This is a genomic window from Streptomyces cucumeris, from assembly GCF_024295805.1.
Taxonomy (GTDB): Bacteria; Actinomycetota; Actinomycetes; order Streptomycetales; family Streptomycetaceae; genus Streptomyces; species Streptomyces cucumeris.
Window position 1 is genome coordinate 1 of record NZ_JANCLX010000023.1, and the last position, 20,077, is coordinate 20,077.

The following is a 20,077-nucleotide window of genomic DNA, read 5'->3' on the forward strand; positions in this document are numbered from 1 at the left end:
CTTGATGGGGTAAGGCTCCCAGTAGACGACTGGGTTGATAGGCCAGATATGGAAGCCGGGTGACCGGTGGAGTTGACTGGTACTAATAGGCCGAGGGCTTGTCCTCAGTTGCTCGCGTCCACTGTGTTGGTTCTGAAGTAATGAACCGTGTTGATTTCCGGTTTCATCTTCATAGTGTTTCGGTGGTCTTTGCGTTAGGGAAACGCCCGGTTACATTCCGAACCCGGAAGCTAAGCCTTTCAGCGCCGATGGTACTGCAGGGGGGACCCTGTGGGAGAGTAGGACGCCGCCGAACAATTTTTAGCCTCGGTCCCGGACATTCAATGTCCGGGACCGAGGCATTTTTGCGTTCAGGACCGGTGCCGCACATTCAGGTTCCACTGGATCGGGTGTTCCACTGGATCGGGTGAAAAGGCTTGTGAGCTCTGGCGTGGCGAGCCGCGGGCCGCTCAGAGTGGATGCCAAGGGGGCCCGTTGACCGGACGTCAGCGGGTCCGGCAGGCCGGTCAGCAGGGGCCGTGGGGAGCGGGTCCAGTCGGCCGGAGGGGTGCCGGGGCGGACGGGAGAGGGGGCAGGCTCACGATGACAACGCATCACACCGCGCATGACGCGATGACATCGCTTCAGCCGTTGCCCCCTCCTCCGTCCTGTTCAGGGCCTTGGACCGGGCTTTCAGGGTGTCAGGCCGGCGTTCTGGCCGGAGTCCTGATCCTTCGTCTCGTAGCCGGGTACCCCCGCGGCGCGGGCGAGCTCGACATCGAGGGACTCGCGCCGGATGCGCTGGTCCATGTAGAGAAGGGCGGTCACACCGGCGCTGATCGGGAAGGTGATGGTCGAGCTGATCACCCCGCCGATGCCGATGACGATAAGGAAGGTCCAACCGACCGAGACGGCCTCACCGGACAGCCAGTCCATCGCGTTGTCGCCGCCGATCGCCATGCCTGCCATGCTGGTCGGGATCTCGACGATGGCACCGACGATGAAGACCAGGACGATCGCCAGGAGCTGGACGCCGAAGATGCGCCACCACGCACCGCGGACCAGCTTGGCGGAGCGGCGCAGGGCCGCGATGATCCCCTGCTTCTCCAGCATCAGCGCGGGGGCGGCCAGGCTGAAGCGGACCCAGAGCCAGGTGGCAGCACCCGCTCCCGCGAGCCCGCCGAGGGCGGCGAGGGCCGCGCCCTCGTTCTCCGCTCCCGCGAGGGTGAGCAGCACTCCGGGTGCCATGCCCGCGGCCATCACACCCGCGGCGATGACGGGGATCAGGAACAGCAGACCGCACAGCTGAAGCAGATAGGGGCGGGCACCGCCCCATGCCTCGCCCGTGGAGACCGAGCGGCCCATCACGGCGCGTGCGGTGACCACGGTCAGCAGGGAGGTGGTCACGATCGTGCCGAGCACGCCGATCAGCAGGGTGACCGCACTGCCTCCCATGGCGCTGCCGACCGCGCGCATCGCCTCATTCAGCGTCGCGTCCGGGTCCTCCAGGACATCGGTGCTGGTGGAGGCGGAGCGGAACCAGAGTCCGTTGGCGGTGGTGATCAAGCCCTGGGTGACGATCGAGACCGCGAGCGAAATGCCGAGCACCGTGCGCCAGTGGGCGCGCACGGTGGCGATCGCACCGTCGATGATCTCGCTGACGCCCAGGGGGCGCAGCGGGATCACACCCGGGCGCGGAGCGGGCGGCGGTGTCCGCCAGCCGCTGTTCGCCCAGCGTCCGCCCTGGGGCGGGACGCCCCAGCCCGCACCGCCCTGAGGCCCTCCGGCCGGTGGCGGTGGCGGTGGGGTGGGGCTGCCGCCGGCGGAGGCGTTCCAGCTTCCGGCGGGCGGCTGTCGCTGGGACCATCCGGCGCCCCAGACGGGCTGCTCGGGCGTCGGCTGCTCAGGCACGGGCCGGTCGGAGGGTTCGCCCTGCTGCCGAGTGCCGTGGTCCGGCTCGTCGGAAGGGGACGATCCGGGCGGGATCCGGCCCGGAGAGTCGTTCATCGTCGCTCCGTAGGTTGTTCGTCGGCCGGTCGCGGATGCGGCGACGGGCGGTTGTCAGCCATCGTGCCACGGTGCGTCACGGTGCGGACGGGCCGCTGTGAGTGGCTGAGCACTTCATTAGTCGGTGCCGCACAGGGCAGACTGGACGGATGGCTGATCAGCATCCGGTGTCCCCGGAAGGCTCTGCTTCCCCCGTCGCGTTCGCACTGCGCTGGGAGGAACCCCCGGAAGGGCCCGTTCTGGTGCTCCTGGACCAGACCAGGCTTCCCGCCGAGGAGGTGGATCTGGTCTGCGCCGATGTTCCGGCCCTGGTGGAGGCGATCCGGTCACTGGCCGTACGCGGTGCTCCACTGCTCGGGATCGCTGGTGCGTATGGCATCGCGCTGGCGGCTGCGCGGGGCTTCGATGTGGCCGAGGCGGCCGAGTCCCTGGCCCATGCCCGTCCCACGGCCGTCAACCTCGGCTACGGCGTCCGCCGGGCGGCGGCCGCCTATCGCGAGGCGGTCCGGGGCGGTGCGGATGATGAGCGGGCGGCCGCGGCCGCCCTGGCGGAGGCCCGTGCCCTGCACCGCGAGGACGCCGAGGCCAGTGCGCGGATGGCGGAGCACGGCCAGGCGCTGCTGTATGAGCTGCTGCCCGCGGGCGGCCTGCGGATCCTCACGCACTGCAACTCCGGTTCGCTGGTCTCCGGGGGTGAGGGGACCGCCCTGGGGGTGGTCAAGGCGGTGCACCGGTCCGGTCAGCTCCGGCGGCTGTGGGTGGACGAGACTCGTCCGCTGTTGCAGGGGGCGCGGTTGACGGCCTACGAGGCGGCTCGGGCGGGCATGACCTACACGCTGCTCAGCGATAACGCGGCGGGCTCGCTGTTCTCGGCGGGCGAGGTGGACGCGGTGGTGATAGGCGCGGACCGGATCGCCGCGGACGGCTCGGTGGCCAACAAGGTGGGCAGCTATCCGCTGGCCGTCCTGGCCCGCTACCACCATGTGCCCTTTGTGGTGGTGGCCCCGACCACCACCATTGACCTGGAGACTCCTGACGGCGCGGCGATCGAGGTCGAGCAGCGCCCCGGCTATGAGGTGACGGACATCACAATTCCCCATGTTCCGGGCGCGGGGTCCGGAGCGGGCACCGGAGTGCCGGTCGCACCGCTCGGTACACAGGCCCACAATCCGGCATTCGACGTCACGCCACCGGAGTTGGTGACGGCGATCGTCACCGAGGACGGCATCGTCTCGCCGGTGACCGGGGACGGAATCGCAGAGCTGTGCGCCAGGTCACGATCGGGTAATGGGATGATGTCGATATGAAGGGACGCGTCCTTGTCGTCGACGACGACACCGCACTGGCAGAGATGCTCGGCATCGTGCTGCGCGGCGAAGGCTTTGAACCGTCGTTCGTGTCGGACGGCGACAAGGCCCTAGCCGCATTCCGCGAGGCCAAGCCCGATCTGGTGCTGCTCGATCTGATGCTGCCCGGCAGGGACGGCATCGAGGTGTGTCGGCTGATCCGGGCCGAGTCCGGGGTGCCGATCGTCATGCTCACGGCCAAGAGCGACACCGTCGATGTGGTGGTCGGGCTGGAGTCCGGTGCCGATGACTACATCGTCAAACCGTTCAAGCCGAAGGAGCTGGTGGCCCGGATCCGGGCGCGGCTGCGGCGCTCCGAGGAGCCCGCGCCCGAGCAGCTTGCCATCGGTGATCTGGTGATCGATGTGGCCGGGCACTCGGTGAAGCGCGACGGCCAGTCGATAGCGCTGACACCGCTGGAGTTCGATCTTCTGGTGGCCCTGGCCCGTAAACCGTGGCAGGTGTTCACCCGTGAGGTGCTGCTGGAGCAGGTGTGGGGCTATCGGCATGCCGCCGATACCCGCCTGGTGAATGTGCATGTGCAGCGGCTGCGCTCCAAGGTCGAGAAGGACCCGGAGCGGCCGGAGATCGTCGTGACCGTGCGTGGTGTCGGATACAAGGCCGGGCCCAGCTGAGATGTCACGTGGTGGTACGGCTCCGCAGTCCGGTGGACCGGGGGGCGGGGTTCCGGAGGGCGCCCGTACGGGGCGTCCTGACCCGGCGGGTGAGATACCGCTGCTCCGAAGGTTGTGGAGCGGCGGGCATCTGCTGCCCGACGGGGCGTCCGGAGGGCCGGCCCATCCGTTGATCCGGTTGTTCGGACGGTGGGTGCACCGTCCACTGCTCCCCGCCGCCCGGCTGTGGCGGCGGAACATTCAGCTGCGCGTGGTCGCCACCACCCTGCTGATGTCGCTGGGCGTGGTGATCCTGCTGGGCCTGGTGGTCATCGGCCAGGTGCGCAACGGTCTGCTGGACGCCAAGCGGCATGCCGCGCAGGGCCAGGCCGCCGGTGGGTTCGAGGTGGCCGAGCAGATGGCCGACCGCTCCGGTGACAGCCGGGGCCAGGACGGCGCGAGCGCCTCCGGCCGCGGTGCGCAGGATTCCGGCGCCTGGCTGAACGCGCTGGTGGAGCAGCTTGCCAGTGGTGGCAAGGGGGCGTACTCCGTGATGGCGCTCAGTTCGGACTCGGGTGAGACGACCTATGTCTCCAGCCGCGGTCCGCGCGCCTCCGGCGATGTCCGGCCCGACAGCGTTCCCGCCGATCTGCGCAAGCAGGTGGACGAGGGGACGGCACCGTTCGAGCGGTACGGCAGGATCGTGCACGCCGCGTCGGGCGATGCCGAGCCCTCGCTGATCATCGGCAAGCGGCTGGACGACAACCGTGGTGACGCGTACCAGCTCTACTACCTCTTCCCGTTCACCCAGGAGGAGAAGTCGCTCAGCCTGGTCAAGGGCACGCTGGCCACGGCCGGGGTGTTCGTGGTGGTGCTGCTCGGCGCCATCGCCTGGGTGGTGGTCCGGCAGGTGGTCACACCGGTGCGGATGGCCGCCGGGATCTCCGAGCGGCTGGCGGCCGGGCTGCTCCAGGAGCGGATGAAGGTCACCGGCGAGGACGACATCGCCCGGCTCGGTGAGTCGTTCAACAAGATGGCGCAGAACCTCCAGCTCAAGATCCAGCAGCTGGAGGAGCTGTCGCGGATGCAGCGCCGCTTCGTCTCGGATGTCTCCCATGAGCTGCGCACCCCGCTGACCACGGTGCGGATGGCCGCCGATGTGATCCACGAGGCGCGAGAGGACTTCGATCCGGTGACCGCGCGTTCGGCGGAGCTGCTGTGGGGCCAGCTGGACCGGTTCGAGTCGCTGCTCGCCGATCTGCTGGAGATCAGCCGCTTCGACGCGGGTGCCGCGGCCCTGGAGGCCGAGCCCATCGATCTGCGCGATGTGGTGAACCGGGTGGTCGACGGGGCCGAGCCGCTGGCCGAGGCCAAGGGCACCCGGATCGTGGTGCTCGGCGCGGAGGCCCCGGTGATCGCCGAGGCGGACGCCCGCCGCGTCGAGCGGGTGCTGCGGAACCTGGTGGTCAACGCCGTGGAGCACGGTGAGGGCCGGGATGTGGTGGTGCGGCTGGCGACGGCGGGCGGCGCGGTCGCGGTCGCCGTGCGGGACTACGGCGTCGGGCTCAAGCCCGGCGAGGCGACCCGGGTGTTCAACCGCTTCTGGCGGGCCGACCCGGCCCGTGCCCGTACTACTGGCGGCACCGGTCTGGGGCTGTCGATCGCGGTGGAGGACGCCCGGCTGCACGGCGGCTGGCTCCAGGCGTGGGGCGAGCCGGGTGGCGGTTCGCAGTTCCGGCTGACGCTGCCGCGTACCACCAGCGACACCCTGCGTGGTTCCCCGATCCCGCTGGAGCCCGAGGACTCGCGGCGCAACCGCCGTCCGGACGATGCGGCTCCGGCACGGCCCGCGGCGGAGCGGCTGGCCTCGGTGCCCGCCCAGCCCCGTTCCGGGCTGCCCGCCGGTGAGCTGCTGCCGCCTGCCGAGGCCCCGGCGCCGTCCGCCGATCCGACCGCGCTGCCGGGGAGCGGCGCCCGGGTGGTGCGCGGTGCGCAGGAGGCGTCGCAGGGCTCGTCGGCCGTCCGGCCGGTGACACAGAACGAAGGGGAGGGCCGCCCTCGTGGGCGATGACCGTGCCGATCACCATCTCTTCCGCCGACGCTGGGGCCTGAGCACGGCTGCCCTGGCCTCCTGTGGTGTGCTGCTGCTGACCGGCTGCGCCTCCATGCCGGACAGCGGGGATGTGCGGCGGGTCGATTCCTCGCCGCGCTCCGACGTCGATTCGCAGGTGCGGGTGTACGGGGTGAGCCCGGGCAAGGGGGAGCAGCCCGCCGAGCTGGTCTCGGGCTTCCTGGAGGCCACCACGAGCGATGAGGCGAACTTCGCCACGGCGAAGGAGTACCTCACCAAGGGCGCGGCGAAGAGCTGGGACCCGTTCGCGCGCACCACGGTGCTGGCCCAGGCGCCGGAGGTGCGGGTGGAGACCGATCCGGGCGACCGGGACGGCGGCGGGAAGACGGTGGTGCTGTCCGGCAAGCGGATCGCCAGTGTGGATGCCGCGCATGCCTACAAACCCGATGAGGCGCGGTACGAGGAGCGCATCCACCTCACGCTGAGCGGTTCGGAGTGGCGGATCGACGGACCGCCGCCGGGGCTGGTGCTCGGCGAGTCCGACTTCGAGCGCATCTACCGCTCGGTCAACAAGTACTACTTCGCCAAGCTGGGCCCGGACGCCGAGGACTCCCGGGTGGGGGACAACGTCCTGGTGGCCGATCCGGTCTATCTGCGGCGCCGTATCGATCCGCTGACCTCGACGGTGAGTGCGCTGCTGGACGGTCCGACGGGCTGGCTGGACGGGGTGGTCAGCACCTCGTTCCCGACCGGTACGGCTCTTGGCCGGCGCGGCGAGAAGCTGTCGCTGGACGATTCGAACTCGCTGCGGGTCCGGCTCAACGACCGGGCGGCGAACATCAGCCGGAGCCGCTGTGTGCGGATGGCGGCGCAGACGCTGTTCACGGTGCAGAACCTGGGCGAGGGATCGTCCGAGGTCAGCTCGGTGAAGCTGGACCGGCAGAACGGTTCGGAGCTCTGCTCGCTGTCGAGCGACGCGGCGCGCGCCTATGCGCCGGACTTCGTCAACGGCCAGCCCCGCCATCAGTACTTCGTGGACTCCGAGCACCGGATGGTGCGGCTGTCCGACGACGAGGACCGGCCGCGGCCGGTGCCGGGTCCGTTCGGCGCCGACGGCGCGGGGCTGGGTGCGGTGGCGGTCTCGCGTGATGAGCGGGACGCCGCGGGCGTCACCTCCGACGGCCGGTCGCTGTACGTGACCGGGCTGACGCCCGGTGCCGAGCGCGGCCGGGCCCTGCTGCACAGCCAGGGCGGCAGTGCCGAGCACGGGCTGACCGCGCCGAGCTGGGACGGTCTGGGCGGGCTGTGGGTGGCCGACCGCGATCCGGAGCGGCCGAGGCTGCTGCGGCTGCGCGGTGGCACCGGTCAGGCGGACGAGGTCCGGCTGCCGAAGCTGGGCGGTGGCCGGATCACCGCGCTGCGGGTGTCCGCCGATGGCACCCGGATCGCCATGCTGGTCAAGCACGCGGGCCACACCACGCTGCGGCTGGGCCGGATCGAGCGGAAGGGCACCGCGGAAGAGCCGAAGCTGTCGGTCCAGGGGGTGCACACGGTGGCGCCCAAGCTGGAGAACGTGGACACGGTCTCCTGGGCGGGGGACAGCCGCCTGGTGGTCGCGGGCCGGGAGTCGGCCGGTGTGCAGCAGCTCCAGTACGTGGAGACGGACGGCTCTCCGGCGGACGTGCCGGAGGTACCGGGTCCGAACGGGGTGGAGGCGATCACCGCCTCCGAGGACCAGACCCGGCCGCTCCTCGCGCAGACCAGGGAGAACGGCATCGTGCGGCTGCTGCCGGACACCGACTGGAAGACGGTGGACGAGGACGGTACGGCCCCGGTCTACCCGGGCTAGCGGGCGGCTGAGGCCCCTCCTGGCCCGGGCCGGGCCATCAGGTCCCGCGTGGCCCGGCCCGGGCCACGGGAGCCGCTGGGCCGCGGACAGCCGGGTCCAGCGGGCAGGGGGCGCCGGTTGTCCACATGTGCGCGGATATCCACAGGGGGTGGCGCACCGGTCCGGCCGCCGGGACAGTGGAGCCATGCGGGGCTGGTGGCAGGAGATGACCGACCTGGTGCTGCCGGCGGACTGCGCGGGTTGCGGTCGGCCTGGTGGCACCTTGTGTGACCGATGCGGGGATGTGCTGCGGGGATGCGGGCCGCGGCGGGTGGAGCCGAGTCCGGTGCCGCCGGGGCTGCCGGTGGTCCATGCGGCGGCCGAGTACGCGGATGAGGTCCGGGCGGTGCTGCTGGCGCACAAGGAGCGTGGTGTGCTGCGGCTGGCGGGGCCGCTGGGCGAGGCGCTGGCGGGCGCGGTGCGGACGGTGTGCGCCAGGCCGGGCAGACCCCGTCCGGACGGGCCGGACGGGCCGGTGACCGGACCAGGGCCCGCAAGGCCCGGCAGACCGGTGCGGAGCGGGCCGGGGCGGCTCAGACCGGCCTGGGGCCCCGAGGGGCCGCTGCTGCTGGTGCCGGTGCCCTCGGCGCGGCGAGCGGTGGGAGCCCGGGGCCATGACCCGGCGCGGCGGATCGCGCTCGCGGCGGCGGGTGTGCTGCGCGGCGCGGGGTGTCCGGTGCGGGTTCCCCCGGTGCTGCGGCAGGCGCGCAGGGTACGCGATCAGTCGGGTCTTGGCGCGCGGGACCGGCTGGTGAACGTATCGGGTGCGCTGGGGGTGGTCCCCGGCGGTGGGCGGCTGCTGTCCACGGGCCCGGCCGTGCTGGTGGACGACCTGATGACGACGGGTGCTTCGCTCGCCGAGGCGGCGCGGGCGGTGTCGGCGGCGGATGGCCTGGTCGTCGGGGCGGCGGTGGTGGCCGCACCCCCCGATTGCCTCATCCGGAACTGAATACGAAGTCGCATCGTTGCAGGTGGTGAGGGCAGCAAAGCACCTGTTCGGAGGTACGTGCCGGTAGGGGGTGCCGACATCCGTCCAGGCGAGCTATGTTCGGTTGTGAGGAATGGCTAGTGCTATGACTCACAAATCCGCTTGGCGTGTTTTGCCTGCATTCTCGTGAGCCGTGCATCAAGTGGGGTGGAGTTGTCCCCCGTGGGAAGGAGGAGTCGAAACCGCCAAGTCGGTGGCTCCGGAAGACACCGGGGCCTAGTGCACAAGGGATGAAGCTCCGGCCCAGGCCGGAGTCACCCGGGAACGGAGTTCTGCGTGGACATCGTCGTCAAGGGCCGGAAAACAGATGTGCCCGAGCGGTTCCGGAAGCACGTGGCCGAGAAGCTGAAGCTGGACAAGATCCAGAAGCTCGACGGCAAGGTCATCAGCCTCGACGTCGAGGTGTCCAAAGAGCACAACCCGCGGCAGGCCGACCGCTCGGACCGAGTGGAGATCACCCTCCGCTCCCGTGGTCCGGTGATCCGGGCAGAGGCCGCGGCAGCCGATCCGTACGCAGCGCTGGACCTCGCGGCCGGCAAGCTGGAGGCACGGATGCGCAAGCAGCACGACAAGCGCCACACCCGACGTGGCAACGGTCGCATCCCGGCCAGCGATGTGGCCGTGACCGTCCCCAACGCGGCGCGTATCAACGGGCATGGCGAGATCGCCGCCCAGCGCACGGCCGTGGACACCGTCCCCACCACCCGGATGGGCCCCCTCGAGGTGCAGGGTGAAGGCCCGCTGGTGGTCCGGGAGAAGACCCACGCCGCCGCCCCGATGACGCTCGACCAGGCCCTCTACGAGATGGAGCTGGTCGGGCACGATTTCTATCTGTTCGTCGACTCCGACACCAACCGGCCGAGCGTCGTCTACCGGCGGCACGGCTATGACTACGGGGTGATTCATCTTCAGCCGGAGGCGTTCGTCGGTGAGGAGCCCGGCGGCGCGGGAGGTGCCCTCGGCGGCTGACCCGTCCGGGGCGTAGACATCAGCAGGCGGGATCGCGCGGCCGGGCGCCGCGCGATCCCGCACGACCGACCAGGGTGTGCGACCGGGCACACCGGACCGCCGACCGCCGGATCTGAGTGCAACAGCCCAGTGCGTACGTACTCCTGGCTGTGCACACGCAACGGATCCGGCCATGGACGCATACGGGGGTGGACGATGTGATGCCCCGGAGCGCCCATGCGCCCCCCGGGGCTTCTCCGTGCGACCACGGCGGGACCATTCCGCCGCCCGGGCATGAAATCATGGCCCCTCGAACGGCCAACCGGCGCAGCGAGAGGACTGGTTGATGCCGTACCGCACCGAGCACCACAGTGTGCAGACCGCAAGGGCCATGGCCTTCAGGGGGAGGAACGATGGCGGACAGCTTCGGGCCCGTCTCCGGTCACAGTGATGATCATGTCATCGCCTCGGACCGGGACGAGTCGCGCGGTGAGCCGCGCAAGGAGCCGATTCGGGTCCTCGTGGTGGACGACCACGCCCTCTTCCGGCGTGGGTTGGAGATCGTCCTCGCCCAGGAGGAGGACATCCAGGTCGTCGGCGAGGCCGGGGACGGCGCCGAGGCCGTGGACAAGGCGGCGGATCTGCTCCCCGACATCGTCCTGATGGACGTGCGGATGCCCAAGCGGGGCGGGATCGAGGCGTGTACCTCCATCAAGGAGGTGGCACCCAGCGCCAAGATCATCATGCTGACGATCAGCGATGAGGAAGCCGACCTCTATGACGCGATCAAGGCCGGGGCCACGGGCTATCTGCTGAAGGAGATCTCCACCGACGAGGTCTCCACCGCGATCCGGGCGGTTGCCGACGGTCAGTCGCAGATCAGCCCGTCCATGGCGGCCAAGCTGCTGACCGAGTTCAAGTCGATGATCCAGCGCACCGATGAGCGGCGGCTGGTGCCCGCGCCCCGGCTCACCGACCGTGAGTTGGAGGTGCTCAAGCTGGTGGCCACCGGGATGAACAACCGGGACATCGCCAAGGAGCTGTTCATCAGCGAGAACACCGTGAAGAACCATGTCCGCAACATCCTGGAGAAGTTGCAGTTGCACTCCAGGATGGAGGCCGTGGTCTACGCGATGCGGGAGAAGATCCTCGAGATCCGGTGAGCCGGACCGCCCCCGGCGGGGCGGTCAGCCGACCGCCGCCGCAAGGGGCGCCGCCAGCTCCGGGCGGTCGACACGCTCGATCCGCACCGCGTCACAGCCGACCCAGCCGGCCGCCTCCCGCAGCGCCTCGGCCATCGGGGCCACCGCCTTCGCCGACTCCAGCGACACCTGCCGGGCCACCAGCGTCCGGCCCTCGCGCGCCGGGTCCACCCGGCCGAGCAGCCGCCCGCCGGACAGCAGCGGCATGGCGAAATAGCCGTGGATCCGCTGGGGCTTGGGCACATACGCCTCCAGCCGGTGGGTGAAGCCGAAGATCCGCTCGGTGCGTGCCCGGTCCCATATGAGGGAGTCGAAGGGCGACAGCAGCGTGGTGCGGTGCCGTCCGCGCGGGGTGGTCGCCAGCGCCTCCGGATCGGCCCAGGCCGCCTTGTCCCAGCCCGCTACCTCCACCGGCACCAGACCGGAGTCCGCGATCACCGCGTCCACCTGCTCACCCTTGAGCCGGTGATAGTCGGCGATATCGGCCCGCGTCCCCACCCCCAGGGACTGCCCGGCCAGCCGGACCAGCCGCCGCAGACACTCCGTGTCGTCCAGGTCGTCATGGAGCAGGGCGTCCGGCACCGCGCGCTCGGCCAGGTCGTACACCCGCTTCCAGCCGCGCCGCTCGACACACACCACCTCGCCGAACATCAGCGCCCGCTCCACCGCGACCTTGGCGGCCGACCAGTCCCACCACGGGCCGCCGTTCTTGGCGCCGCCCAGCTCGGTCGCGGTCAGCGGGCCGTCCGCGCGCAGCCGCTGGATGACCGTCCCGTACGCCTCGTCCGGCAGCTCGTGGTTCCAGTGCGGACGGGTGCGGTAGGCGCGGCGGCGGAACGCGAAGTGCGGCCATTCCTCGATCGGCAGCACACAGGCCGCGTGCGACCAGTACTCGAAGGCGCCGGTGCCGGTCCAGTACGCCGACTCGACCGCCGGACGGCCGACCGCGCCCAGCCGTGCGTAGGGGATCAGCTCGTGCGAGCGGGCCAGCACCGAGATCGTGTCGAGCTGCACCGCGCCCAGATGACGCAGGACGCCGCGCACCCCGCCGCGCCGGTCGGGGGCGCCCAGCAGGCCCTGGGCGCGCAGCGCGATCCGGCGCGCCTCATCGGCGGAGAGGGCGTACTCGGGCTTGCGGTCCGCTCCGGACCCGGGCGCGGGATTCGTCATGCGCGCCACCGTAACGGGCCCCACTGACAACGCCCGCCGGCGACGTTCGTACCGGCCCCCGGCGCCCCCTGCGGCGCCCGCCGTCAACGGCCCCGTCAACGGCTCTGTCGATGCCGCCGTCAACGGCCCCGTCAACGGCTCCGTCGATGCCGCCGTCAACGGCCCCGGGCGGGAGCACCCTCAGACCGCCGTCGGTTCGTCCGACCGGTCCGCCGGAGCGTGGGGGTGGGGGAGATAGGGGGTGGCCGACGGCAGCCGCCAGTCCGAGGGCAGCAGCGCGCCCCGCCAGGCGTCCCGCCGGGTCCCCCGGTGGACGATCCGCGCCCGGTCCGTCCCCTCCATCCGGAAGCCCGCCGCGAGCGCGACCGCGCGCGAGCCCTCGTTCCCCGCCTCGCAGCACCACTCCAGGCGCTCCACCCCCAGCGTGGTGAACGCCCACTCGATCACCGCCCGCGCGGCCTCACCGGTGTAGCCGCGCCGCCGGTGTCCGGGCACCGTCCAGTAGCCGAGCTCGGCCTGGCGCTCCGGTCCGTGCAGCCGCTCAAGACGGACCAGCGCCATGGCACCCACCAGCACCCCGTCACCCTTGGTGAGCACCGCGAAGTCGTACGCGGCGTCGTCGCGCCAGTTGTCCGGCGCGGTGCGCCCGGTGAATTCCTCCGCGTGCCCGCGCTCGTACGGGGACGGCACCGGCGTCCAGCGCTGGATGTCGGGGTCCTGACATGCGGCGAAGACCGCGCCCGCGTCGGAGGACCGGAAAGGGCGCAGAACGAGGCGCTCGGTGGTGAGGGTGACGGGCTCCATCCAGCCGAGTCTGCGTTCCTCCGGTCACTCACCGCGAGCGGTTTTCCGGAATCGGGGCACCTGGAGCCCGTCTCGAGCGTTGAAGGGGTGAGGTGACACCTGGTCCTCGTGGTGACGGACCTCCCGGCGTGGCGGGGTCTGTCTTACGATGGCCGTTGCGGCGGGGCCTGCGCCCCTTGACAATGCCGCGCCAGCGCACCCGACCGCCAGGCCCGACCGGCAAGGAGCCAGCCTACGTGTCCGTTCTCAACAAGCTCATGCGTGCAGGCGAAGGAAAGATCCTGCGCAAGCTGCACCGCATCGCGGACCAGGTCAATTCCATCGAAGAGGACTTCCTGTCCCTCTCCGACGCCGAGCTGCGCGCCCTCACCGACGAGTACAAGCAGCGGTACGAGGACGGCGAGAGCCTGGACGACCTGATGCCGGAGGCGTTCGCCACGGTGCGCGAGGCCGCCAAGCGGGTGCTCGGCCAGCGCCACTACGACGTCCAGCTGATGGGTGGCGCCGCCCTCCACCTCGGCTATGTCGCGGAGATGCGCACCGGTGAGGGCAAGACCCTGGTCGGCACCCTGCCCGCGTATCTGAACGCGCTGTCCGACAAGGGCGTCCACCTGATCACGGTCAATGACTACCTGGCCGAGCGTGACTCCGAGTGGATGGGCCGGGTGCACAAGTTCCTCGGCCTCGAGGTCGGCTGCATCCTCGCCAACATGACCCCGGCGCAGCGCCGCGAGCAGTACAACTGCGACATCACCTACGGCACCAACAACGAGTTCGGCTTCGACTACCTGCGCGACAACATGGCGTGGTCGCAGGACGAGCTGGTGCAGCGCGGCCACAACTTCGCGATCGTCGACGAGGTCGACTCCATCCTGGTGGACGAGGCCCGTACGCCGCTGATCATCTCCGGTCCGGCCGACCAGGCCACCAAGTGGTACGGCGACTTCGCCAAGCTGGTCACCCGGCTGGCCAAGGGCGAGGCGGCCAACCTCCAGAAGGGCCAGGAGGAGACCGGCGACTACGAGGTCGACGAGAAGAAGCGCACCGTCGGCATCCATGAGTCGGGCGTCACCAAGGTCGAGGACTGGCTGGGCATCGACAACCTCTACGAGTCCGTCAACACCCCGCTGGTCGGCTATCTCAACAACGCCATCAAGGCCAAGGAGCTCTTCAAGAAGGACAAGGACTACGTCGTCATGGACGGCGAAGTCATGATCGTTGACGAGCACACCGGCCGTATCCTCGCGGGCCGCCGCTACAACGAGGGCATGCACCAGGCGATCGAGGCGAAGGAAGGGGTGGACATCAAGGACGAGAACCAGACCCTCGCCACGATCACCCTGCAGAACTTCTTCCGCCTCTACGGCAAGCTCTCCGGAATGACCGGTACGGCCATGACCGAGGCCGCCGAGTTCCACCAGATCTACAAGCTGGGCGTCGTGCCGATCCCGACCCACCGCGATGTGGCCCGGATCGACCAGTCCGACCTCATCTACCGCACCGAGGTGGCGAAGTTCGACGCGGTCGTCGACGACATCGCCGAGAAGCACGAGAAGGGCCAGCCGGTCCTGGTCGGCACCACCTCCGTGGAGAAGTCCGAGTACCTCTCGCAGCAGCTCGCCAAGCGGGGTGTGCCGCACGAGGTGCTCAACGCCAAGCAGCACGACCGGGAGGCGACGATCGTCGCCCAGGCGGGCCGCAAGGGCGCCGTCACCGTCGCCACCAACATGGCGGGCCGCGGTACCGACATCAAGCTCGGCGGCAACCCCGACGACCTCGCCGAGGCCGATCTGCGCCAGCAGGGTCTGGACCCGGTGGAGCACTCCGAGGAGTGGGCGGCCGCGCTGCCCGCCGCCCTGGAGAAGGCCGAGGCCGCGGTCAAGGCCGAGTTCGAGGAGGTCAAGGAGCTCGGCGGGCTGTATGTGCTGGGCACCGAGCGCCATGAGTCGCGCCGGATCGACAACCAGCTGCGCGGTCGTTCCGGCCGTCAGGGCGACCCCGGTGAGTCCCGCTTCTACCTCTCGCTCGGCGATGACCTGATGCGGCTGTTCAAGGCGCAGATGGTCGAGCGCGTCATGGCGATGGCCAACGTGCCGGACGATGTGCCGATCGAGAACAAGATGGTCACCCGCGCCATCGCCTCCGCCCAGTCCCAGGTCGAGCAGCAGAACTTCGAGACCCGTAAGAACGTCCTGAAGTACGACGAGGTCCTGAACCGGCAGCGCGAGGTCATCTACGGCGAGCGCCGCCGGGTCCTGGAGGGCGAGGACCTCCAGGAGCAGGTCGGCCACTTCATGGACGACACCATCGACGCCTACATCCAGGCGGAGACCGTCGAGGGCTTCGCCGAGGAGTGGGACCTCGACCGGCTGTGGAGCGCGTTCAAGCAGCTCTACCCGGTGAAGGTGACGGTGGAGGAGCTGGAGGACGAGACGGGCGACCGCGCCGGGATCACCGCCGAGTTCATCGGCGACTCCATCAAGGACGACATCCACGAGCAGTACGCGGCCCGCGAGGAGCAGCTCGGCTCCGAGATCATGCGGGAGCTGGAGCGGCGGGTCGTGCTGTCGGTCCTGGACCGAAAGTGGCGTGAGCACCTCTACGAGATGGACTACCTCCAGGAGGGCATCGGGCTGCGCGCGATGGCCCAGAAGGACCCGCTGGTCGAGTACCAGCGCGAGGGCTTCGACATGTTCCAGGCCATGATGGACGGGATCAAGGAGGAGTCGGTCGGCTATCTGTTCAACCTGGAGGTCCAGGTCGAGCAGCAGGTCGAGGAGGTTCCGGTCGAGGACGGCGCGGAGCGGGCCGAGGCCGCCGCGGACGTCCAGGACGCGGTTCCGGCGGGCGCGGCCCCGGCGCGGCCCGAGATCCGCGCCAAGGGCCTGGAGGCCCCGCAGCGGCCGGACCGGCTGCACTTCTCCGCCCCGACGGTGGACGGCGAGGGCGGCGTCGTGGAGGGCGACTTCACCAACGGTGAGACGGCTCCGGCGCCGCGCTCCGAGGCCGACGGTCTGACCCGCGCCGAGCGCCGCAAGGCCAACAAGGGCGGCCGCCGCCGCAAGAAGTGACGCGCGGGCGGATCTGAGCAAGCACGGCCGGCGGGCCGGGGCCAAAGCCCCGGCCCGCCGTCGTGTCCGGGGCCGAGCGCGTGCCGCGAAGCCCAGTCGTTCGCCAGACCGCCCAGCCACCGCGCCCCGGCTCCGCCGGATCCCGAGCGCGGTGGCGGCCTGGCCGGACCGTACGGGCGTGCTCGGCGCAACCTGCGTCGGGCCCTGGGTCTGGGGGTTGCGGGGGCCGTTCGCCGTGCCGGATGGGGCGCGTTCGGCGGAGTGGAGACTGGCCAGGCCCCTGGGCAGGCTCTCCGGACCGAGCGGAGGGCCTGCCGGACCCTGACGCGGCTCCCCGGTCCGGGGGCCGGGCAGGGCCGCCCTGCGCAGCGGGGCGGGTGCCCGGGAGCGGGGTGGTCGGACCGGACGTGGAGCCGTACGGCGGGGCCGGGGTTTGGCCGGCCCGTATGCGGCTCCCCCGTCCGGGCCAGCCGAGCCCGCGGGCCTGCCCGGCGCTGGTGCGGTCCTCGGGCCACTCGGCCTCGTCGCCTCCCCGGGACCGGCCCCCCGCTGCTGGGGCGGGGCTCTGGTGTGCCCCCGCCCCACCCATCTGGGTCCGGCCGACGGCCGGAGGCCGCACCGGCCTCCCCGGATCCGGGCTGGGTCAGGCCGAAGGGGTCAGGGCGGGGAGGGCTGGGCCCAGGTCGATGGCGGCGCAGCGCCAGCGGGCGTCGGCGCCGAGTTCGAGGCGGAATGCGAGGGCGCTGAGCCGGTCGCCGGAGGCGATCCGGGCGAACGCCTCGATCACCCCGTGCCGCGGCCGGTACTCCCCGCAGCGCTGTACGTAGGGGGCCGACGCGCGGGTGTCCGCGGGGCGCAGCGGGGCCCGCGGGGCCAGTTCGACCAGCAGGTCGTAGGCGGCCGGGAGGGTGTGTCCCAGGAGGGTGTGGACGGGGCGCCGGCCGCTGAGGGTCAGCAGCAGCTGGTTGGCGAACCAGTAGCGCGGCAGCCGTTCCCGCTCCCGGCGCTGTGCGGCGACGGCCGCGGTGCGGGACACCGGCGCCGTGGTGCGGGGGCGGCGGGTGTCCCGCCGCCCCGGCGGCCCGCTGCGTCCCGACCCGCCGCCACCTCGCCGCCGTACGCTCTCCTCGCTGACTCCGGTCTCGCGCATCTGCCTCACCGCCGCCGTGCCGGGCCCGGTTGATACCGGGCAGTAGCTTCATCGTCGGGAGTCTTCTACCGACGGGTTTCCCCGCCCCGCAACGCGGTGCCCGGGCTTCCGCAATGCCCCGGCGAATCACCTATCCGGGCGACGCCCCGCCCCGCACCGCGCGCTCCGCGGCCCCTCGGCGTCACCCCCGCCCGTCACGGACCCCCGGCCGCTACCCCCGAAGGGGGACGTCCGGGGCCCGAGCCCGCGGACCCCCGTCCCGGAGAGGACTACGTATGCTGGCTGTGCCCGAACGGTCACTCATGAAAGCGGCTGCCATGCGCGTCTACGTCCCCCTGACCCTCTCCGGTCTCGCCGAGGCGTACAAGGCGGGCGAGCTGGGGCCGGGGCCGGTCACCGCCTATGCCGTCACGCCCGCCCTGCGCGAGTGGTACGTCTCCGACGACATCGAGGAGCTGGAGTACGCCGCCCTCAGCCGCGCCGCGCAGGCGTCGCTGCGCGCGCTCGCCGTCGACCGGCAGGCGCCCCGGCGGCGGGTCGTGGTGGCCGTGGACGTGCCCGACGGCCAGGCCGTCGCGGATCCGGACCGCGGGCTCGACCAGTCCTCGCTGGGCGAGGTGCGGATCGCCGCCGCCATACCGCTGTCCAAGGTCGCCGCGGTGCACATGGACGCCGATGACGCCCGCGCGGACGTCACCGCCGCCGCCGAGGCCCTCGGTGCCGCGGACCTCGGTGACGACGACGCCCAGTTCACCGTGGACGGCGCGGAGGACCACGAGCTGCTCTGGTACGCCCGGCAGGAAATCCCGCATCTCATCGGCTGACCTGGGCCGTGTCTTGTAGATCACCTCGGGCCCGCGACGCCTGGCACGGCACCTCGCTGCGTTGTCGGAGCATCCGAGTAGGCCCACTACGAGGACGCTCCTCCGCCTTGCGATGCACCGCACCAGACGCCGCGGGCTGATCCGAGCCGATCCACAAGACACGGCCCAGCCGGGTACGGTCGTGGGATGGGGAAGACGCACGTGACCCACATCGTGTGGGACTGGAACGGCACGCTGTTCCACGACATCGAGGCCGTGATCCTGGCGACGAACGCCTCGTTCCAGGAGGTCGGCCTGGAGCCGATCACCCTTGAGCGCTACCGCGACCTCTACTGCGTGCCCGTCCCCCGCTTCTACGAGCGACTGATGGGACGCCTGCCCACCGACGAGGAGTGGGAGGTCATGGACGAGGCGTTCCACCGGCACTACGGGGTGTTCGCGGAGACCGCGGGACTCGCGCTCGGTGCCCGGGAGCTGCTCTCCGAATGGCAGGAGGCCGGGCTCACCCAGTCCCTGTGCTCCCTGGCGCCGCACGACCACCTGATGCCCCTGGTGCGCACCCACGGCATCGAGCGTCACTTCGTCCGGGTCGACGGTCGTCTCGGGCAGAGCAACACCGGCAAGGCCGAGCAGATGGTGCGCCACCTCACCGCGCTCGAGGGAGTGCCCCCGCAGCGCGTCGTGGTGATCGGGGACGCCCTGGACGACGCCCTGGCGGCCCGGCACGCGGGTGCCCGCGCGGTGCTCTACACCGGGGGCTCCCACAGCCGGACCAGCCTCCAGACGGCCGGTGTGCCGGTCGTGGACACGCTCGCCGAGGCCGTCCGGGAGGCCGAGCGCCTCGCCGACGAGTGATCAGCCGCGCAGCACCAGCCGCGCGCGATCAGCCGCGCATCACCAGCCGTGAGCCCTCGGCCGTGAGGCACCAGCCGCGTGCGGCCGCCCGCGCCTGACCCAGCGGCCCCGTGGGCGCCCTACGGGCCACCGGGGCGCCCCTTTGCACCATGAGCGCCGGAGCGCGCCCCACAGAGCCCACAGCGCCCACAGACGGCCTTCTGCCCCGCGCGCCCCCTCCGCCTCAGTGCGCCGTCAACGCGCCCCCGGCGTGCCCCGGCGCACCCCTCCTCCTCCTCAGATGGCCGGTGACTTCGCCCGCAGCACCGACAGGAACTCCCGCATCCACGCGGGGTGGTCCGGCCAGGCCCGCGCGGAGACCAGCGTGCCGTCCACCACGACCTCCGTGTCCTGGAACTCCGCCCCCGCGGCCTGGATGTCCAGCTCCAGCGCCGGGTACGCGGTGACCCGGCGTCCGCTGAGGCCGCCGACGGCCGCCGTCAGCAGCGGTCCGTGGCAGATCTGGGCCACCGGCTTGTCCGCGTCGAAGAACGCCTTGCAGATCTTGCGCAGCTCGGCGTCGTTGCGCAGGTACTCCGGGGCCCGGCCGCCCGGGATCACCAGACCGAGGTAGTCGCCCGCGTCAACCTCGGCGAAGGACAGATCGGCCGGAAGGCTGTAGCCCGGCTTCTCGGTGTAGGTGTCGAAACCCTCCTCGAAGTCATGGACCACGAAGCGCAGCGTCTTGCGCGCGGGGGCGGCGATATGGACCTCGTACCCCTCCTCGCGCAGCCGCTGGTACGGATAGAGCACCTCCAGCGACTCGGCCGCGTCACCGGTCACCAGCAGGATCTTCGCGGCCATGCCGCCCACCTCCACGTTTGCAGGCATATCTCCGTGCACGTCACGGTGCCCGGACGGGACCCCTTTGCCAAGTGGGCACGCCAGGGGTCCGTGCGCCCCCTGCGTCGCTGTCCAATCCGTCAAACTTCCGGGGCCGGTTTTGTACACGAACGGCTCATGACGAGCCCCTGGGGAGGAGCGATAGCCTTACTGCGTGATCAGCGCGATAGTCCGCGAGGGCAATGGAGCCCTCGCCCCGAGCCCGGGGCGCCACCGGGTGTCGGCCGACGCTGACCCGTGCCGCGTGGGGTCTTGGTCACTTACGGCCGAGTACGCCC

At 71.2% G+C, this 20,077-nt stretch carries 15 protein-coding genes and 2 rRNA genes; 12 read left to right on the forward strand and 5 right to left on the reverse strand.

Annotated features, from left to right (window positions below; all coding sequences use genetic code 11):
- Positions 1–106, forward strand: a 23S ribosomal RNA gene (locus NMK44_RS28050); the annotation flags it as partial.
- A 72-nt stretch (positions 107–178) separates the two neighbouring features.
- Positions 179–295 (forward strand): 5S ribosomal RNA (gene rrf, locus NMK44_RS28055).
- 377 nt (positions 296–672) lie between these two features.
- Here the strand turns inward: rrf and NMK44_RS28060 are convergent.
- Positions 673–1,986, reverse strand: a complete 1,314-nt coding sequence (locus NMK44_RS28060) for a DUF7847 domain-containing protein (protein ID WP_254748162.1) — start codon at positions 1,984–1,986, stop codon at positions 673–675.
- Between the two features lie 149 nt (positions 1,987–2,135).
- Here NMK44_RS28060 and mtnA point away from each other — a divergent pair, with 149 nt between their 5' ends.
- The 7 genes from mtnA (at position 2,136) to NMK44_RS28095 (ending at position 11,004) form a co-directional block, all read left to right on the forward strand.
- Positions 2,136–3,293: an S-methyl-5-thioribose-1-phosphate isomerase gene (gene mtnA, locus NMK44_RS28065; RefSeq protein ID WP_254748164.1), complete on the forward strand. Its 1,158-nt coding sequence runs from the start codon at positions 2,136–2,138 to the stop codon at positions 3,291–3,293.
- Positions 3,290–3,967 (forward strand): two-component system response regulator MtrA, encoded by a 678-nt coding sequence (mtrA, locus tag NMK44_RS28070; protein ID WP_030250475.1) that lies wholly within the window; start codon positions 3,290–3,292, stop codon positions 3,965–3,967. The genes mtnA and mtrA overlap by 4 nt, the downstream gene beginning before the upstream one ends.
- Before the next feature lies 1 nt (position 3,968).
- Entirely contained in the window at positions 3,969–6,017 is a 2,049-nt protein-coding gene (gene mtrB, locus NMK44_RS28075) for an MtrAB system histidine kinase MtrB (protein WP_254748166.1), read from the forward strand.
- The gene (locus NMK44_RS28080; protein WP_254748168.1) at positions 6,007–7,866 is read left to right on the forward strand and encodes an LpqB family beta-propeller domain-containing protein; all 1,860 of its coding nucleotides are present in this window, start codon (positions 6,007–6,009) and stop codon (positions 7,864–7,866) included. Before mtrB ends, NMK44_RS28080 begins: the two co-directional genes overlap by 11 nt.
- A gap of 325 nt (positions 7,867–8,191) precedes the next feature.
- On the forward strand, positions 8,192–8,854 hold the full coding sequence (locus NMK44_RS28085) for a ComF family protein (protein WP_254748170.1): 663 nt from the start codon (positions 8,192–8,194) through the stop codon (positions 8,852–8,854).
- A 315-nt stretch (positions 8,855–9,169) separates the two neighbouring features.
- Complete coding sequence (gene hpf, locus NMK44_RS28090; RefSeq protein WP_254748172.1) at positions 9,170–9,862, forward strand: ribosome hibernation-promoting factor, HPF/YfiA family; 693 nt, start codon at positions 9,170–9,172, stop codon at positions 9,860–9,862.
- 392 nt (positions 9,863–10,254) lie between these two features.
- Positions 10,255–11,004: a response regulator gene (locus tag NMK44_RS28095; protein WP_254748174.1), complete on the forward strand. Its 750-nt coding sequence runs from the start codon at positions 10,255–10,257 to the stop codon at positions 11,002–11,004.
- A 24-nt stretch (positions 11,005–11,028) separates the two neighbouring features.
- Here NMK44_RS28095 and NMK44_RS28100 read toward each other — a convergent pair whose 3' ends face one another.
- Positions 11,029–12,213 carry a winged helix-turn-helix domain-containing protein gene (locus NMK44_RS28100; RefSeq protein WP_254748176.1) on the reverse strand — a complete coding sequence of 395 codons (1,185 nt, stop codon included), beginning with the start codon at positions 12,211–12,213 and terminating at the stop codon, positions 11,029–11,031.
- A 180-nt stretch (positions 12,214–12,393) separates the two neighbouring features.
- Entirely contained in the window at positions 12,394–13,017 is a 624-nt protein-coding gene (locus NMK44_RS28105) for a GNAT family N-acetyltransferase (protein ID WP_254748178.1), read from the reverse strand.
- A gap of 236 nt (positions 13,018–13,253) precedes the next feature.
- Here NMK44_RS28105 and secA point away from each other — a divergent pair, with 236 nt between their 5' ends.
- Complete coding sequence (gene secA, locus NMK44_RS28110) at positions 13,254–16,088, forward strand: preprotein translocase subunit SecA (RefSeq protein WP_254748180.1); 2,835 nt, start codon at positions 13,254–13,256, stop codon at positions 16,086–16,088.
- A 643-nt stretch (positions 16,089–16,731) separates the two neighbouring features.
- On the opposite strand, the gene NMK44_RS28115 is transcribed toward secA, so the two are convergent.
- The gene (locus NMK44_RS28115) at positions 16,732–17,238 is read right to left on the reverse strand and encodes an Rv3235 family protein (RefSeq protein WP_254748182.1); all 507 of its coding nucleotides are present in this window, start codon (positions 17,236–17,238) and stop codon (positions 16,732–16,734) included.
- Between the two features lie 317 nt (positions 17,239–17,555).
- On the opposite strand from NMK44_RS28115, the gene NMK44_RS28120 reads away from it, so the two are divergent.
- Positions 17,556–18,062, forward strand: a complete 507-nt coding sequence (locus NMK44_RS28120) for a DUF6912 family protein (RefSeq protein ID WP_254748184.1) — start codon at positions 17,556–17,558, stop codon at positions 18,060–18,062.
- Between the two features lie 186 nt (positions 18,063–18,248).
- The gene (locus NMK44_RS28125; RefSeq protein WP_254748186.1) at positions 18,249–18,917 is read left to right on the forward strand and encodes an HAD family hydrolase; all 669 of its coding nucleotides are present in this window, start codon (positions 18,249–18,251) and stop codon (positions 18,915–18,917) included.
- 276 nt (positions 18,918–19,193) lie between these two features.
- On the opposite strand, the gene NMK44_RS28130 is transcribed toward NMK44_RS28125, so the two are convergent.
- A complete protein-coding gene (locus NMK44_RS28130; RefSeq protein ID WP_254748188.1) occupies positions 19,194–19,760 on the reverse strand; it encodes a DJ-1/PfpI family protein in 567 nt (188 codons plus the stop codon).
- Positions 19,761–20,077: the final 317 nt, after the last annotated feature.